We start from the raw sequence: 15,281 nt of genomic DNA, 5'->3' as shown, positions 1-15,281 counted from the left end.
TTTTGCTAAGCCACGGTTTACTATGCCAGTTAGGCACGGTGGACGGGGCGAATTGGCGCATGCTGGCGGCGAGCCCGCGGCAGGGCCGGACGGATCGCAACCGTGTTTTGAATTTGGCTTAGGTGGGCGACATGACGATCAAGGCAAAGCTTCGGATTTCGTGGCTGGCGGGTGCCGCGCTTTTGGCAGCCGCACCGGCGCTCACGCCGGCCTTGGCCGACGTCAAGGCCGGGGTCGATGCCTGGTCGCGCGGCGACTATGCCAAGGCCATCGCCGAGTGGAAGACGCCCGCCGATCGCGGCGACAGCGACGCCATGTTCAACTTGGGCCAGGCCTACAAGCTCGGCCGCGGCGTTCCCGTCGATCTCGCCAAGGCCGAAGACCTGTTCGGCAAGGCCGCGGCCAAGGGTCATATCCAGGCCGCCGACAATTACGGCCTGCTGCTGTTCCAGCGCGGCGAACAGGCGCGCGCCATGCCCTACATCAAGGCGGCATCGGATCGCGGCGACCCGCGCTCGCAGTACCTGCTCGGCATCGCCCACTTCAACGGCGACAATGTCGCCAAGGACTGGGTGCGCGCCTATGCGCTGGTCAGCCTGGCGCAGCAGGCGGGCCTCGCCCAGGCCGCGCCGGCGCTGTCGCAGATGGACAAGTACATCCCGCTCGACCAGCGCCAGCAGAGCGTGAACCTGGCCTCGCAGCTCGCGAGCGCCGCCCAGGCGACGCGCGAACGGCAGATCGCCTCGGCCGATCTCGGCGTCAGCCTGCCCGCGGCGGCGACGGCGGCAGCGACCGCCGCCGTGCCGGCCCGCGTCGCGAGTGCCGCGGCCCTGCCCGGACGCGTGGCAAGCACGGCTGCGGCAGCGACCGCGGCCGTACGCCCCGCCCCCGTTTCGCCCGATGCCGCCGTGGCGATCGCCGAACGCATCGCCGGCAGCGACAGCCCGCGCACCGCCGGCGCCGACTTCGCCCGACCGCAGACGCCCGCAGTCGCAACGGCAGCGCCCGCTGCGGCCGCTCCTGCCCCCACCCCGGCACCGGCTCCCGCGCGCGTCGCGGCAGCGCAACCGCAGCCGAAGCCACCCGTGGCCGCCCGCCCCGCGGCCACTCCGGCCCCGGCAGCCGCCAGCACCGGCGCCTGGCGCGTCCAGCTCGGCGCCTTCGGCGTGCCTTCGAATGCCGAGGCCATGTGGAACCGCGTGAAGGCGCGTCCCGAGATCGCCGGGCGCACCAAGCTGCTCGTGCCCGCGGGTAAGATCGCCAAGCTCCAGGCCGGCGGCTTCGCCAGCCAGGCCGAAGCGCAGACAGCCTGTTCGCGCCTCTCGGCCGCGGGCTTCACCTGCCTTCCCGTCAGGAACTGATGCCGGAATACCCTGACGACCGGATTTCCTCGCTCGACCTGATCCGCGGCGTCGCCGTCCTCGGTATCCTCGCGGTCAACATCGCGGCTTTCGCCGGCCCTTCGACCGCGGCGCTGACGCCGCAGGTCCCGGTCATCGCCACTCCGCTCGACGAGGCCGCCTTCGCCGGCATGTTCGTGGTCTTCGAAGGCAAGATGCGCGCGCTGTTCACCCTGCTGTTCGGGGCCAGTCTCGTGCTCTTCATCGATCGCGCCGAGGCCAAGGACCGCGACGGAGAGATCCTGCAGATGCGCCGGCTCGGCTGGCTGCTGCTGTTCGGCCTCGCCCACTTCTTCCTGTTCTGGTGGGGCGACATCCTGTTCCTCTATGCGCTCTCGGCCATAGCCGTGATGTTCCTGCGCGAGATCCCGCGCGTGCCGCTGGTCATCGGCGCGCTGATCGCGTTCCTCGGCTGGCACCTGGCGGGCACGCTCGAGGACATTCCCGCTGTCTATGCCGAGGAACAGGCACGGCTCGGCCTGGCCAGCGCCACGCAGGCCAAGGCCCATGCCGCCTATCTCACCGATTTCCACGCGCGGACGGCACGCGAGCTCGCCGAATATGCGCTGGGCTTCGGCGATCAGATCCTGGCCAAGCTGCACGATCGCCCGTTCTGGTCGCTCGAGACCGCCTGGCCGAGCCTCGGCGAGACGATCCCGCTGATGCTGATCGGCACGGTCCTGCTGCGCAGCGGGTTCTTCTCGGGCACCTGGCCGCGCAAGTGGCTCTGGGCCGTGGCTGGGCTCGGCCTGGCGCTGGGCCTCACCATGACCCTGTCGATGCTCGACTGGCTGTGGCAACGCCACTTCCCGCCGCGCGCGATGACCTCGGCGATCCTCTACTGGACCGCGGTACCGCATCTGGCGATGGCGCTGGCCTATGCGGCGCTGCTGGTCCTGGCGACGCCGTGGCTGACGGGCACCTGGCTCGGCCGGAAGCTCGCGGCCGCGGGGCGCATGGCCTTCACCAACTACCTCGCCTCGACGGTGATGATGACCGCGATCTTCTACGGCTGGGGACTCGGGCTGATCGGCACGGTCGGCCACGCCGGCCAGTTCGCCTTCGTCCTGCTCGGCTGGGCGCTGATGCTCGGCTGGAGCGAATCGTGGCTCGCGCGGTTCCGCCAGGGGCCGCTCGAATGGCTGTGGCGCTCGCTGACCGAGCGAAGATTTCTGCCGATACGACGGATTTCCGCCACTGAGAACTAATCGCAATAGTATTGCGAGACGTTCTCATTAGCCCTATAAGGGGTGAAAGTGATTCGGAGAGGCTGATGTACGTCTGCATCTGCAATGCAATTCGCGAAACTGACCTGCGAGCCGCTGCACGCCGTTGCTCGGGCGATGCAGATTCCGTTTATTGCTCGATGGGACGCACCCCGCAGTGTCGCCAGTGCCTCGACGAAGCCTCGGACATCCTGATGGACGAACGCTCGCTCCTCGGTGTCGCCGGCTGCGCTTAAAACGAGAATCATTATCAGCTTGAATTACTTATAGTTTTTGGCTGATTACTGCCGGTTTTGGGGTTGTTTGCCCCTCTCTACAGGCCCATATGCGCCCCAACATCAGGAGGCGTATTATGAAGGGTGACCAGAAAGTCATCGAATACCTGAACAAGGTCCTGTTCAACGAGCTGACTGCGATCAACCAGTACTGGCTGCACTATCGCATGCTGGACAACTGGGGCGTGAAGAAGCTCGCCGACTACGAACGCCACGAGTCGATCGACGAGATGAAGCACGCCGACAAGCTGGCGGAGCGCATCTTCTTCCTCGAAGGCCTGCCCAACTTCCAGGCGCTCGGCAAGCTGCGCATCGGCGAGTCGGTCGAAGAGATCCTCAAGGCGGATCTCGAGGTCGAGTACGAGGCCGTGCCGCTGCTCAAGGAAGCGATCGCCCACTGCGAGACGGTGCGCGACTACAACAGCCGCGAACTGTTCGAGGACATCCTCGACAGCGAGGAAGAGCATATCGACTTCCTCGAGAAGCAGTTCGACATGATCAAGCAGATGGGCATCCAGAACTACATCCAGCTGCAGAGCGAAGCGGCCGGTTCGTAAGGATCGCACGGGTCTGCCCCCGTCCCCTCGCGCAGGCAGGCCCGCCGCTCGACGATTACAGAAAAGGGCCCGCACTCCGGTGCGGGCCCTTTTTGCTTGTGCGGTTTGCGCGGAACGCGCGCCGTAGCGCCGCCTACGCCCTCGGCTATTTCGCGAAGGGATTCTTCGGGCTGCGCAGGGTCAGGCGGATCGGCACGGCCTCGAAGCCCAGCTCGCGGCGGATCGAGTTGACCAGATAGCGTTCGTAGCTCGCCGGCAGCAGTTCGAGCCGCGTGCCGAACATGACGAAGCTCGGCGGCCGGTTCCGCGCCTGGGTGATGTAGCGCAGCTTGATGCGCTTTCCGCCCGGCGCCGGCGGCGGATTGGCCGCCAGGGCATCGTCGAACCAGCGGTTGAGCGCCGCGGTGGGCACGCGCCGGCTCCAGGTCTCGCGGACCTCGAAGGCGGCGCGGATCAACTCGTCGAGCCCCTTGCCCGTCCGCGCCGAGACCGACAGCAGCGGCACGCCCTTGACCTGCGAGAGCCCGTCGCCGAGCGCCTCGCGGATGCCGTTGAACAGGCCCGAGGGGTTATCGGCCACGTCCCACTTGTTGATCGCGATGATCAGCGCGCGGCCTTCTTCGAGCACCATCGAGGCGATCTTGAGATCCTGGTGCTCGAGCCCGAGCGTCGCGTCGAGCAGCAGCACGACGACTTCGGCGAAGTCGATCGCATGGCGCGCGTCGGCGACCGACAGCTTCTCGAGCTTGTCGGTCACGCGCGCCTTCTTGCGCATGCCCGCCGTGTCGATCAGGCGGACCTGACGCTCCTCATCGGTCTTGGGATCGGTCCAGAGCCAGTCGATCGCGATCGAGTCGCGGGTGATGCCCGCCTCGGGCCCGGTCAGCAGCCGGTCTTCCTTGAGGAACTGGTTGATCAGGGTCGACTTGCCCGCGTTCGGGCGCCCGACGATCGCGAGCTTGAGCGGCCCCGACAGTTCGTCGACCTCCTCCTCGGGCTCGGCCGCGTCGCGTTCGCGCTGCCCCTCGTCGAGATGCGGCAGCAGCGCCTCGAACAGGTCGGCCATGCCCTGGCCATGCTCGGCCGAGAGCGCCACGGGATCGCCGAAGCCCAGCGAGAACATCTCGAACAGGCCGCCATCGCCGGCCTTGCCCTCGGCCTTGTTGGCCACGGGGATGACCGGCACGGTCGACTGGCGCAGCCAGCGGGCGATCTCCTCGTCGAGCGGGGTCAGCCCCGCGCGGGCATCGATGACGAACAGCGCGACGCTCGCGCCCTGGAGCGCGGCCTCGGTCTGCGCGCGCATGCGGCCGGGCAGGCTGGCGGGATCGTCGTCCTCCCAGCCGGCGGTGTCGACGATCGTGAAGTCGAGCCCCAACAGGTGCGCCTCGCCGAAACGGCGATCGCGTGTGACGCCCGGCTGGTCGTCGACCAGGGCGAGCTTCTTGCCGACCAGCCGATTGAACAGCGTCGACTTGCCGACGTTGGGTCGGCCGATGATGATGACTTGGGGAAGCATTATAGCCCGCCAAGTGGCGTCTGGCGGCCGAATTAGCAAGCGAAACGCGGATTCGCACAAATACTTGCCGGCCCGTTTACCACGGCTTGAAAGCGAGCGCTTACCATCGGCGCTCCATGATTGCCCCATGGCGGGAAGACATTATGCAGGCGCGCTTCTGGCGCTGACGGCGGTGGCTGGGCCCGTGGGCGCCCGGTCCACGATCGATTTCAACGGCGAATCCGGCGGCGGGAGCGGCCGGAGCGTGGGCGCGATCGCGCTGCCGCCCTACCTGCAATGCGTGCCCTATGCGCGCCAGGTCACCGGCGTGAACATCTACGGTGACGCCCATACCTGGTGGAGCCAGGCCGAGGGCCGCTATGCCCGCGGCCGCGAGCCCAAGGTCGGCGCGGTCATGGCCTTCCGGCCTTTCGGCAACTCGCACCTCGGCCATGTCGCCGCGGTCAGCAAGATCGTCGATTCGCGCACCCTGCTGATCAGTCATGCCAACTGGTCGCCGATCAACGGCCGCCGCGGCCAGATCGAGCGCAACGTGCGCGCGGTCGACGTGTCGCCGAACAACGACTGGAGCCAGGTCCGCGTCTGGTTCGCGCCGATCAAGGCGCTGGGCGGCACCGCCTGGCCGGTGACGGGCTTCATCTACAACAAGAAGCCCGGGGCCGATAAGTTCGGTGGGGAAAAGATCACCAAGCCGCAACTGATCAAGGTCGCGCGGACCGCCGAAGAGAAGAGCGCGCTGGTCAAGCAGTTCGCGGCCAAGTCGCGCGCGCCGGCCGCCAAGGCCGAAGCCCGGGTCGAAGCCGCGCCGCCGCGCGCGCCGCTGAGCAACGACCCGATTGGCCAGATCATCGCGCGCAAGCGGCGCTAGGCATCGGGCGAGAGCGCTAAGCTCCCAACGCACAACTACGCGTCATCCCCGCGAAGGCGGGGATCCATCTCCTGCGGCTTCGGTAAACCGGACGGCCATGTCTTCGGACAGGTCGGGAGATGGATCCCCGCCTTCGCGGGGATGACGATGTTGTCGGGAAGCTGAAACCCTGAGCCCACCCTTCACACGGGTGGGGTCACGCGGGCAGTATCAGGCCTTGGCCACCGGCGGGTTCTCGCCGAGATCTTCGTACCAGGCCTCGACCGGGCCCGAGAGCTTCAAGGTCAGCGGCTGGCCCTTGCGGTCCATCGTCTTGCCGGCCTGAACGCGCACCCAGCCTTCGGAAATGCAATATTCCTCGACGTTGTTGCGCACGACGCCCTTGAAGCGGATGCCGACGCCGCGCTGCAGCTTGTCCGCATCGAAAAACGGGCTGCGCGGGTTGATCGCGAGGTGATCGGGCGGGACGTCGGGACCGCCGGTCGCGGCCGGGGTCTGGTCTGCAGTCTGTTCTTCGCTCATGTTCGCGCCTCTATCCCGCTTACGGCTCTTGTCAATTCGTGTCGCCTCACGTAGAGGCCCGCTTCCCGAACGGAATGGGCGCGTAGCTCAGCGGTAGAGCACACCCTTCACACGGGTGGGGTCACAGGTTCAATCCCTGTCGCGCCCACCATTCCTTCGGTTCCCCGGCAGTTGAAAGCAGGCGCTCAAGCGGGCATAGGCCCCGCCATGCACGACATCCGCCTCATTCGCGAAAATCCGGAAAGCTTCGATGCGGGTCTCGCCCGCCGCGGGGTCGAGCCCTCGGCCCAGGCGCTGCTCGCGCTTGATTCGCAGCGGCGCGCGGTCGCGACGAAGATGCAGGAGGCGCAGAATCGCCGCAACGAAGCATCGAAGGCGATCGGTGCGGCCAAGGCGCAGAAGCGCGAGAACGAAGCCGCTGCGCTGATGGCCGAAGTCGCCGAACTCAAGCAGGTGCTGCCCACGCTCGAAGCCGAAGAGCGCGACCTCGACGCGCGCCAGCGCGACGAACTGGCCAAGCTGCCCAACATTCCGGTCGCAGAAGTCCCCGATGGCGAGGACGAGGCGGGCAACGTCGAAGTCTCGCGCTGGGGCACCGCGCGCAGCTTCGACTTTACCCCCAAGGAACACGCCGACCTCGGCCCGGCGCTCGGCCTCGATTTCGAGACCGGCGCGGCGATCGCCGGCGCGCGCTTCACCTTCCTGCGCGGCCAGATGGCCCGCCTCGCCCGCGCGCTCGGCCAGTTCATGCTCGACCGCCAGGGCGAGAACGGCTTCACCGAATGCGCGCCGCCACTGCTGGTCAAGGACGAGGCCGTGTTCGGCACGGGCCAGCTGCCCAAGTTCTCCGAGGACCTGTTCAAGACCACCGACGGCCGCTGGCTGATCCCCACGGCCGAGGTCAGCCTGACCAATGCCGTGCGCGAGCAGATCCTGGCCGAAAGCGCCCTGCCCTTGCGCATGACCGCGCTGACCCCCTGCTTCCGCTCGGAAGCGGGCTCGGCGGGCAAGGACACGCGCGGCTACATCCGCCAGCACCAGTTCGACAAGGTCGAGCTCGTCACGATCTGCCGGCCCGAGGATTCGGAAGCCGAGCACGAGAAGATGACCGCGGCGGCCGAGTCGATCCTCCAGGCGCTCGAGCTGCCCTATCGCAAGATGCTGCTCTGCGCCGGCGACATGGGCTTCACCGCGCGCAAGACCTTCGACCTTGAGGTCTGGCTGCCCGGGCAGGACGCCTTCCGCGAGATCTCGTCGGTGTCGAACTGCGGCGACTTCCAGGGCCGCCGGATGAACGCGCGCTATCGCCCCGAAGGCGCGAAGGGCACCGAGTTCGTCCACACGCTCAACGGCTCGGGCCTCGCGGTCGGCCGTACCCTGGTGGCCGTGCTCGAGAACTACCAGCAGGCCGATGGCTCGGTCGACGTGCCGACGGCGCTGCAGCCCTACATGGGTGGGATCACGCGGCTGCTACCCGCCGCCGCGTAAGCCCCATCGCCTCAACATACCGTCGCCCTTGCAAAGGCAGGGGCCCAACAGACCTGTCTTGCGATCGCGATCGTCGCGTTCTTCCGCGAGGGCGGATAGGCCCCTGCCTTCGCAGGGGCGGCGGATAAGGGGGCGACGGGTAAGGAAATTCCGCCAAGCCACGGTGGAAAGTACGAAGCATCCCTTCGACAAGCTCCGGGTAGACGGGTAGGGATCGGACATGCGCATCCTGCTTACCAACGACGACGGCATCCACGCCCCCGGCCTGCAAGTTCTCGAACGCATCGCCTCGCGGCTGTCGGACGACATCTGGATCTGCGCGCCGGACGAAGAGCAGTCGGGCGCCGGCCACTCGCTGACCCTGACCCGCCCGGTCCGCCTCAAGCAGCACGACGCGCGGCGCTTCTCGGTCACGGGCACGCCGACCGACGCGGTAACGATGGCGCTCAAGAAGATCATGCCCGAAAAGCCCGACCTGATCCTCTCGGGGGTCAACCGCGGCGCCAACCTGGGCGACGACGTGACCTATTCGGGCACGGTCTCGGCCGCGCTCGAAGGCGCCCTGGCCGGCGTCCGCGCGATCGCCTTGAGCCAGGTCTACAGCCGCGAGGACATCGGCGCCGCCGCGCCGTTCGACGCGGCCGAGCACTGGGGCGAGCAGGTGCTGCGTCCGCTGGTCGACGCGCCTTTCGCGCCGCGCACCCTGGTCAACGTCAACTTCCCGCCGCTGGATCCCGAAAAGGTCAAGGGCATCAAGGTCGTCCGCCAGGGCTTCCACGACTACGCCCGCGGCTCGGTGGTCGAAGGGCTCGACCCGCGCGGCTTCCCCTATTTCTGGTTCGGCCTCCACGGCATCGAGCACACGCCCGGCCACGAGACCGATCTCGAGGCGATCGCCGACGGCTATATCTCGGTGACGCCGCTCCAGCTCGATTTCACCCACGAGGCTTCGCTGGCCTCGCTCGCGGGCCGCTACGCATGAGGCGCGCCGCGCTGCTCGCCGCGGCGGCCGCGATGCTGGTGGCGGCCGGCGAACCGGTGCCCGCCGACCAGGAAACCGAACACGTCGTCACCGCCGGCGAAACACTGATGGGCGTCGCCAACCGCGCCAAGGTGCCGCGGGTGTTGATCATCGAGGCGAACGGCCTCAAGGCGCCCTACAACCTGCGCACGGGCCAGAAGCTCAAGATCCCGCGCACACGCCGCCACACGGTCGCGCGCGGCGACAGCGGCTTCTCGGTCGCCTATCGCTATGCCGTGCCGTGGAAGGACATCGCCGTCGCCAACGGGCTGAACGAGGACGCGGCGCTCAAGCCCGGCCAGGTCCTGCTGATCCCGACCCTGATCGCCGCGCCCGACACCACCGTGCCCCCGGCCAGCGCCGCCGCGACGGCGGCAGCCGCTGCCGCCACCGCGACCGCCGCGACGACCACCGCGCGCTTCGCCTGGCCGCTTCAGGGCACTCTGCGCCGCGGCTTCACCGCGCGCACCGAGAGCGACTATCACGACGGCATCGACATCCGCACGCCCGTGGGCACCGCGGTGCGCGCCACGGCGCCGGGCAAGGTCCTGTTCGCCGGGGCCGAGCCGCGCCAGTTCGGCAACCTGGTGGTGATCGACCACGGCAACGGCTGGACCTCGTCCTATGCCTTCCTCAGCCGGATCACGGTCAGCGAGAACGAGGAAGTCCGAGGCGGCGAGCGCATCGGCCTGTCGGGCCGGACCGGTCAGGCCAAGGGACCCGAACTCCACTTCGAACTGCGCCGCAACAACCGTCCGGTCGATCCGACGGAGGAGCTGCCGGAGGCCAAATGAGGCGTAAGGCGCCGCTCGTCCGCTTCCAGCCGCTGAAGCGGGCGATCAAGGTCCCGGTCTGGGCCGACGTGGGCGGCAGACTGCTCGCCGCGCTGGTGCTCGTGTTCTTCGTCGTCCTGATTCACTGGCTGGACCGCACGGGGCTCAAGGACAATTACGACGATCACGTCTCGTTCCTCGACGTCGTCTATTTCACGATGATCTCGATCACGACGACGGGCTTCGGCGACATCGCGCCGGTCTCGGACAAGTCGCGGCTGATCGAGGCGGTGATCGTCACGCCGATCCGCGTGCTCGTGCTCTTCATCTTCGTCGGCACGGCCTACAACTTCATCATCAAGCGTAGCTGGGAGAAATGGCGGATGGCTCGCATCCAGAAGGCGCTGACCGACCATATCGTCGTGCTGGGCTACGGTATCAGCGGCTCGCAGGCCGTGCACGAACTGATCGAGCGCGGCACCGATCCGCATTGCATCGTCGTGCTCGACAAGTCGCCCGAGCGGCTGGCCGAAGCCGAGGCGCTGGGCTGCAACGTCATGGAAGGCGACTGCACGCGCGACGAGACCCTGATGGCCGTGCGCATTGCCGCGGCGCGCTCGGTGCTGGTCTCGGCCGGGCGCGACGACACCTCGATCCTGATCGTCCTGACCGTGCGCCACCTCGCGCCCAAGGTGCCGATCAGCGCCGTGGTCCGCGCCGAGGACAACGAACTGCTCGCGCGCCAGGCCGGCGCCGACAACGTCATCAACCCCGTGCGCTTCACCGGCCTGCTGCTCGCCGGATCGGCCCAGGGCACGCACATCGCCGACTACATGGCCGATCTCGCCTCGGTTTCGGGCAAGGTCCAGCTGGTCGAGCGCCTGGCCACCGCGGATGAAGTCGGCAAGCCGCTCGACGCCTGCGGCCACGGCCGGGCGCTGCGCATCTATCGCGGCGGCAAGGCTATCGGCTTCTGGGAAGACGGCGCCAAACGGATCGAGCCCGGCGACGTGATCGTCGAGATCATCCCCACCAGCGCGAGCGATGCCGTCGGCGTCAGCTGAGCGCCCAGAAGGTCGCGCCCATCAGCAGGTATGCGGCCAGCCAATAAAGGCAGTCGATCAGGCGCTGCCCCGGCGTCATGCCGTGCCGCGCCTGGGTCAGCCAGACAGCAGGCATGACGAAGGCGATCGCCAGGCCACCCGACTGCATGAGCCAGAGCCAGGGTTTGGCCGCCAGCGTCTCGGCGCCGATCCGCGCACAGTTGTGGCCGAGCATGGCCGCACCGATCAGCATGACCACGACGACGGTGCCATAGCCCTTGGCCGGCCCGCCCTCGAGCAGCGGTCGCCCGGTGCGGAACAAGGGCCCGTGCCAGACGATGCCGAGGGCTACCGCGAGATTCGCCGCGAGGATCACCGCCACCCAGTTGACCGGCCCCATATCCACTCCCATCTGCTATCGATGCAGCACGGTAGCGAAGTTAACCGACCTCGTGTAGGGGCCGCCGCATAATGGCAATCGAACTCCCTACCCAGCCCAAGGTCGGCATGGTCAGCCTCGGCTGTCCGAAAGCGCTGGTCGACAGCGAACGCATCCTCACGCGCCTGCGCGCCGACGGCTACGCAATGAGCCCCGACTATGCCGGCGCCGACGTCGTCCTGGTCAACACCTGCGGCTTCCTCGACTCCGCCAAGGAGGAGAGCCTGGCCGCGATCGGCGAGGCGATCGCCGAGAACGGCCGCGTCATCGTCACCGGCTGCATGGGCAACGAGGCCGAGGCCATCCGCGCAAGATTCCCCGACGTGCTCGCCGTCACCGGCGCGCATCAGTACGAGGACGTGGTCGGTGCGGTGCACGAGGCCGCCCCGCCGAGCCAGGGCCCCTTCGTCGACCTGATCCCGCAGCGTGACACCGACGTCAAACTGACCCCGCGGCATTACAGCTATCTCAAGATTTCAGAGGGCTGCAACCACGCTTGCGCCTTCTGCATCATCCCGCAGCTGCGCGGCAAGCTGGCCAGCCGCCGCGTCGACGCGGTGCTGCGCGAAGCCGAGAAGCTCGTCGCTTCGGGCACCAGGGAACTGCTGGTCATCAGCCAGGACACCTCGGCCTATGGCGTCGACATCCGCCACCAGGCCTATCCGTGGAAGGGCCACGAGGTCCGCAGCCACATGACCGATCTCGCCCGCGAGCTCGGTCAGCTGCGCACGCCCGAAGGCCAGGCACCGTGGGTGCGGCTGCACTACGTCTACCCCTACCCGCACGTCGACGCGGTGATCCCGCTGATGGCCGAGGGACTGCTGACGCCCTATCTCGACATTCCGTTTCAGCATGCCAGCCCCAACGTGCTGAAGGCGATGAAGCGCCCGGCCAACGAGGCCAAGGTGCTCGACCGGCTGCGCTCTTGGCGCGAGATCTGCCCCGACATCGCGATCCGTTCGTCCTTCGTCGTCGGCTTCCCCGGCGAGACCGAGGCCGATTTCCAGTATCTGCTCGACTGGCTCGACGAGGCCCAGCTCGACCGTGTCGGCGCCTTCCGCTTCGAACCCGTCGAAGGTGCCACGGCGAATGACCTGCCAGGCGCCGTGCCCGAAGCGGTCAAGGAAGAGCGTTACGCCCGGATCATGGAAAAGACCGAAGCGATCAGCGCTGCCAAGCTCGGCGCCAAGGTCGGCCGCGTGCTGCCGGTGATCATCGACGAGGTCGGCGAACCCGACGATGAAGGCGACATCGGCGCCACGGGCCGCAGCCAGGCCGACGCGCCCGAGATCGACGGCCACGTCTATCTGCGCGACGTCTCGGCCACGCTCAAGGCCGGCGACGTGGTCGAAGTCCTGGTCGAGGACGCCGACGCGCACGACCTGTTCGGAGTCATTGCGGAAAGCTGAACCGTACCGATCGCCTTGGCGATTAGAGTTGCAAAATGCGCAACAAACTAGGCGGTTTTCGCATTTGCGGCATGTATCCGATTCCCCCATATGGGGCGGGCCTTTCAGGCATCCTCTCCCAATTTAACTATCAAAGGGCTGGTCTTCGGACCGGCCCATTTTTTTGCGCGCTTGCGCGGGGAGCAAGGATCAGAGCCAGCCGATCCGGCGGAAGCGGTACCACAGCCCGCCGCAGGTCAGCGCGATCGCGCCCAGCACCGCGAAATAGCCGTAGCGCCAGCGCAGTTCGGGCATGACGTCGAAGTTCATGCCGTAGATTCCCGCGATTGCCGTGGGTACTGCGAGAATCGCCGCCCAGGCCGCGAGCTGCCGCGTCATTTCGCCCTGGCGATGCTGCTCAAGCAGGCTGGCGGTCTCGACGAGGCTGGCCAGGGTGTCCTTGAGGCTGGCGGCGCGCGCCAGCGCGCGCTTGACGTGATCCTGCACGTCGCGGAACCAGACGCGCGCCTCGTTGTCGATCATGGGCAGGTCGTGGCGCACCAGCCGCTCGCACATCGTATCCATCGGACCGATGATCCGCTCGAACCGACGCAGCTGGCGACGCAGGCGAAAGATGCGGCGGATCGTCGAAGGATCGGGAAAGGCATCGATCGTGCGTTCTTCCATCGCCTGCACGGCGAGATCGAGCTTCTCCATGATCGGCTCGTAGCCGTCGACGATGAAGTCGAGGATCGCGTGGGCGACATAGTCGGCGCCTTCGGCCAGATGCTCCTGATCGGTCTCGAGCTTGGTGCGCAGCGCCACATGCGCGCGCGTCGATCCCAGCCGCACGCTGACGATGAAGTCGCGGCCGAGGAAGATCGCGGTCTGGCCGTAGTCGATCTTCTCGCCCCCCTCGATCGCCGCGGTGCGCGCGACGAGGAACAGCTGCTTGCCGTAGACCTCGGCCTTGGGCAGCTGGTTGGGGTTGAGCGTGTCCTCGACCGCCAGCGGATGCAGCCCGAACTGGACGCGCAGGAGTTCCATCTCCTCGGCGGTCGGCTCGGCCAGGCCGACCCAGTCGAAGCAGCCCTCGGGCAACGGCTCGCGCGGGGTTCCATCGATCGCGAGCTCGGTCTGCGAGCATAGTCCCGAAGTATAGCGGCGCGCGGCGACGACTGGCATAGAGGGCTTGTGGCAAACCCAAGTCCGGCTGGCAATGCGCCCGCCCGAACCGTGAAGGAGCGAGCCTTGAACGCCGAAACGCCGATCCTCCCCCCGCTCGACGTGCTGATCGTCGGCGCCGGCATTTCGGGCATCGGCATCGCCGCGCATCTCGTGCGCGAATGCCCGGACAAGCGCTTCGTCATCGTCGAGCGGCGCGCCCGGCCCGGCGGCACCTGGGACCTGTTCCGCTATCCGGGCGTGCGCTCGGACAGCGACATGTTCACGCTGGGCTACGGTTTCGCGCCCTGGCGTCACGACAAGACGATCGTCGGCGGCGACATGATCCTCGATTACCTGAACGACGTGGTCGACGATCATCGCCTTCGCGAGCGCATGCGCTTCGGCCAGACCGTGGTCTCGGCCAACTGGGACAGCGCCTCCGCGCTGTGGACCGCGGTGATCGAAGACGAGGCCGGCCAGCGCCGCGAGCAGAGCGCGCGTTTCCTCTTCGTCGGTACCGGCTACTACGACTACGAGGATCCCTATGACGCCCAGATTCCCGGACTGGACAGCTTCGGCGGGCTGACAGTCCACCCGCAGTTCTGGCCCAAAGATCTTGATTATGTGGGCAAGAAGGTCGTGATCATCGGCTCGGGCGCGACCGCGGCGACGCTCGTACCGGCCATGGCCGAGACCGCCGCGCAGGTGACCATGCTCCAGCGGACGCCGAGCTGGTACCTGACCCGTCCGGCGCTCGACAAGGTGGCGTCCTGGCTGCGCCGGCTGCTGCCCGATCGCCTGGCCCACACTCTTTCGCGGATCAAGAACGTGCGCATGCAGGATTTCCTGTTCAGCAAGTCGCGCGACGAGCCCGAGGCGGTGAAGGCCTATCTTCGCAAACAGCTCGAAGATCAGCTCGGCAGCGATTACGATCGTGAGGCTTTCACGCCGCCCTACGGACCCTGGGAACAGCGCCTCTGCCTGATCCCCGACGGCGATCTGTTCGCTGCGCTGAATGCGGGCAAGGCCGAGATCGTCACCGGCCGGATCGCCGAGGTCGATCGCACCGGCCTGAAGCTCGAGGACGGCCGCCACCTCGATGCCGACCTGATCGTCACGGCCACGGGGCTGCGGGTCATGCTGCTCGGCAAGATCGCGCTGACGCTCGACGGCGCGCCGATCGTGCCGGGCGAGCACTACTACTACCGCAATTGCATGTTCTCGAACGTGCCCAATTTCGTCGCGCCTTTCGGCTATCTCAACGCTTCGTGGACCTTGCGCATCGATCTGGTCGGCGAATGGCTGGGCCGGCTGCTGCGCCACATGGATCAGCGCCGCCTCGACGTGGTGACGCCGGTGCTTCCGCCCGATCACGCGCTGACCGAGGTCCATCCGTTCGACGGCTTCTCATCGGGCTATCTGGCGCGTGCGCGCGACTGCATTCCCAAGAGCGCCGCCACCGCCCCCTGGCAGATCGGCATGAACTACACGGCCGACCGCAAGGAGATGCGCGCGGCACCGATCGACGACGGCGTGCTGCGGTTCGAGAGGGCACCGGTACCGGCCTCTGCGCAGTAGCGAGCCGCGGCCAATTG

14 protein-coding genes and 1 tRNA gene are annotated in these 15,281 nt (G+C 67.5%); 11 read left to right on the top strand and 4 right to left on the bottom strand.

Features of this window, described 5'->3' with window-relative positions:
* Positions 1–131 precede the first annotated feature (131 nt).
* The 3 genes from OLX23_RS01065 to bfr all read left to right on the top strand — a co-directional run bounded on the left by OLX23_RS01065 (position 132) and on the right by bfr (position 3,458).
* The gene (locus OLX23_RS01065) at positions 132–1,361 is read left to right on the top strand and encodes an SPOR domain-containing protein (RefSeq protein ID WP_264442317.1); all 1,230 of its coding nucleotides are present in this window, start codon (positions 132–134) and stop codon (positions 1,359–1,361) included.
* Positions 1,361–2,608: a DUF418 domain-containing protein gene (locus tag OLX23_RS01060; protein ID WP_264442316.1), complete on the top strand. Its 1,248-nt coding sequence runs from the start codon at positions 1,361–1,363 to the stop codon at positions 2,606–2,608. Before OLX23_RS01065 ends, OLX23_RS01060 begins: the two co-directional genes overlap by 1 nt.
* 370 nt (positions 2,609–2,978) lie before the next feature.
* Positions 2,979–3,458, top strand: coding sequence for a bacterioferritin (gene bfr, locus OLX23_RS01050; protein ID WP_264442313.1), 480 nt, complete (start codon positions 2,979–2,981; stop codon positions 3,456–3,458).
* 145 nt (positions 3,459–3,603) lie between these two features.
* Here bfr and der read toward each other — a convergent pair whose 3' ends face one another.
* Positions 3,604–4,977, bottom strand: coding sequence for a ribosome biogenesis GTPase Der (der, locus tag OLX23_RS01045; RefSeq protein ID WP_264442312.1), 1,374 nt, complete (start codon positions 4,975–4,977; stop codon positions 3,604–3,606).
* 127 nt (positions 4,978–5,104) lie between these two features.
* Here der and OLX23_RS01040 point away from each other — a divergent pair, with 127 nt between their 5' ends.
* Positions 5,105–5,845: a CHAP domain-containing protein gene (locus tag OLX23_RS01040; protein WP_264442311.1), complete on the top strand. Its 741-nt coding sequence runs from the start codon at positions 5,105–5,107 to the stop codon at positions 5,843–5,845.
* A gap of 210 nt (positions 5,846–6,055) precedes the next feature.
* On the opposite strand, the gene OLX23_RS01035 is transcribed toward OLX23_RS01040, so the two are convergent.
* On the bottom strand, positions 6,056–6,367 hold the full coding sequence (locus tag OLX23_RS01035) for a DUF3297 family protein (RefSeq protein ID WP_264442309.1): 312 nt from the start codon (positions 6,365–6,367) through the stop codon (positions 6,056–6,058).
* A 76-nt stretch (positions 6,368–6,443) separates the two neighbouring features.
* Between OLX23_RS01035 and OLX23_RS01030 the strand changes: the two genes are divergently transcribed.
* The 5 genes from OLX23_RS01030 (at position 6,444) to OLX23_RS01010 (ending at position 10,713) form a co-directional block, all read left to right on the top strand.
* A tRNA-Val gene (locus tag OLX23_RS01030) sits at positions 6,444–6,518 on the top strand.
* A 56-nt stretch (positions 6,519–6,574) separates the two neighbouring features.
* On the top strand, positions 6,575–7,855 hold the full coding sequence (serS, locus tag OLX23_RS01025) for a serine--tRNA ligase (RefSeq protein ID WP_264442307.1): 1,281 nt from the start codon (positions 6,575–6,577) through the stop codon (positions 7,853–7,855).
* A 220-nt stretch (positions 7,856–8,075) separates the two neighbouring features.
* Complete coding sequence (gene surE, locus OLX23_RS01020; protein WP_264442305.1) at positions 8,076–8,837, top strand: 5'/3'-nucleotidase SurE; 762 nt, start codon at positions 8,076–8,078, stop codon at positions 8,835–8,837.
* Positions 8,834–9,670, top strand: coding sequence for a peptidoglycan DD-metalloendopeptidase family protein (locus tag OLX23_RS01015; RefSeq protein WP_264442304.1), 837 nt, complete (start codon positions 8,834–8,836; stop codon positions 9,668–9,670). Before surE ends, OLX23_RS01015 begins: the two co-directional genes overlap by 4 nt.
* Positions 9,667–10,713, top strand: a complete 1,047-nt coding sequence (locus OLX23_RS01010; protein ID WP_264442302.1) for a potassium channel family protein — start codon at positions 9,667–9,669, stop codon at positions 10,711–10,713. The genes OLX23_RS01015 and OLX23_RS01010 overlap by 4 nt, the downstream gene beginning before the upstream one ends.
* On the opposite strand, the gene OLX23_RS01005 is transcribed toward OLX23_RS01010, so the two are convergent.
* Complete coding sequence (locus tag OLX23_RS01005) at positions 10,706–11,104, bottom strand: DUF1761 domain-containing protein (RefSeq protein WP_264442301.1); 399 nt, start codon at positions 11,102–11,104, stop codon at positions 10,706–10,708. The genes OLX23_RS01010 and OLX23_RS01005 overlap by 8 nt on opposite strands.
* Before the next feature lie 59 nt (positions 11,105–11,163).
* On the opposite strand from OLX23_RS01005, the gene rimO reads away from it, so the two are divergent.
* The gene (gene rimO, locus OLX23_RS01000; RefSeq protein ID WP_264442299.1) at positions 11,164–12,540 is read left to right on the top strand and encodes a 30S ribosomal protein S12 methylthiotransferase RimO; all 1,377 of its coding nucleotides are present in this window, start codon (positions 11,164–11,166) and stop codon (positions 12,538–12,540) included.
* A gap of 189 nt (positions 12,541–12,729) precedes the next feature.
* Here the strand turns inward: rimO and OLX23_RS00995 are convergent, their stop codons facing one another.
* Positions 12,730–13,704 carry a magnesium and cobalt transport protein CorA gene (locus OLX23_RS00995; protein WP_264442297.1) on the bottom strand — a complete coding sequence of 325 codons (975 nt, stop codon included), beginning with the start codon at positions 13,702–13,704 and terminating at the stop codon, positions 12,730–12,732.
* 66 nt (positions 13,705–13,770) lie between these two features.
* On the opposite strand from OLX23_RS00995, the gene OLX23_RS00990 reads away from it, so the two are divergent.
* Positions 13,771–15,264: a flavin-containing monooxygenase gene (locus OLX23_RS00990; RefSeq protein ID WP_264442296.1), complete on the top strand. Its 1,494-nt coding sequence runs from the start codon at positions 13,771–13,773 to the stop codon at positions 15,262–15,264.
* The last annotated feature ends 17 nt before the right edge of the window (positions 15,265–15,281 follow it).

Origin of the sequence: Novosphingobium sp. JCM 18896, assembly GCF_025938095.1 — a bacterium.
In the GTDB taxonomy this organism is placed as follows: Bacteria; Pseudomonadota; Alphaproteobacteria; order Sphingomonadales; family Sphingomonadaceae; genus Novosphingobium.
The sequence above is the reverse complement of the archived record's forward strand: the minus strand, read 5'-3'. Positions and strand labels throughout refer to the sequence as shown.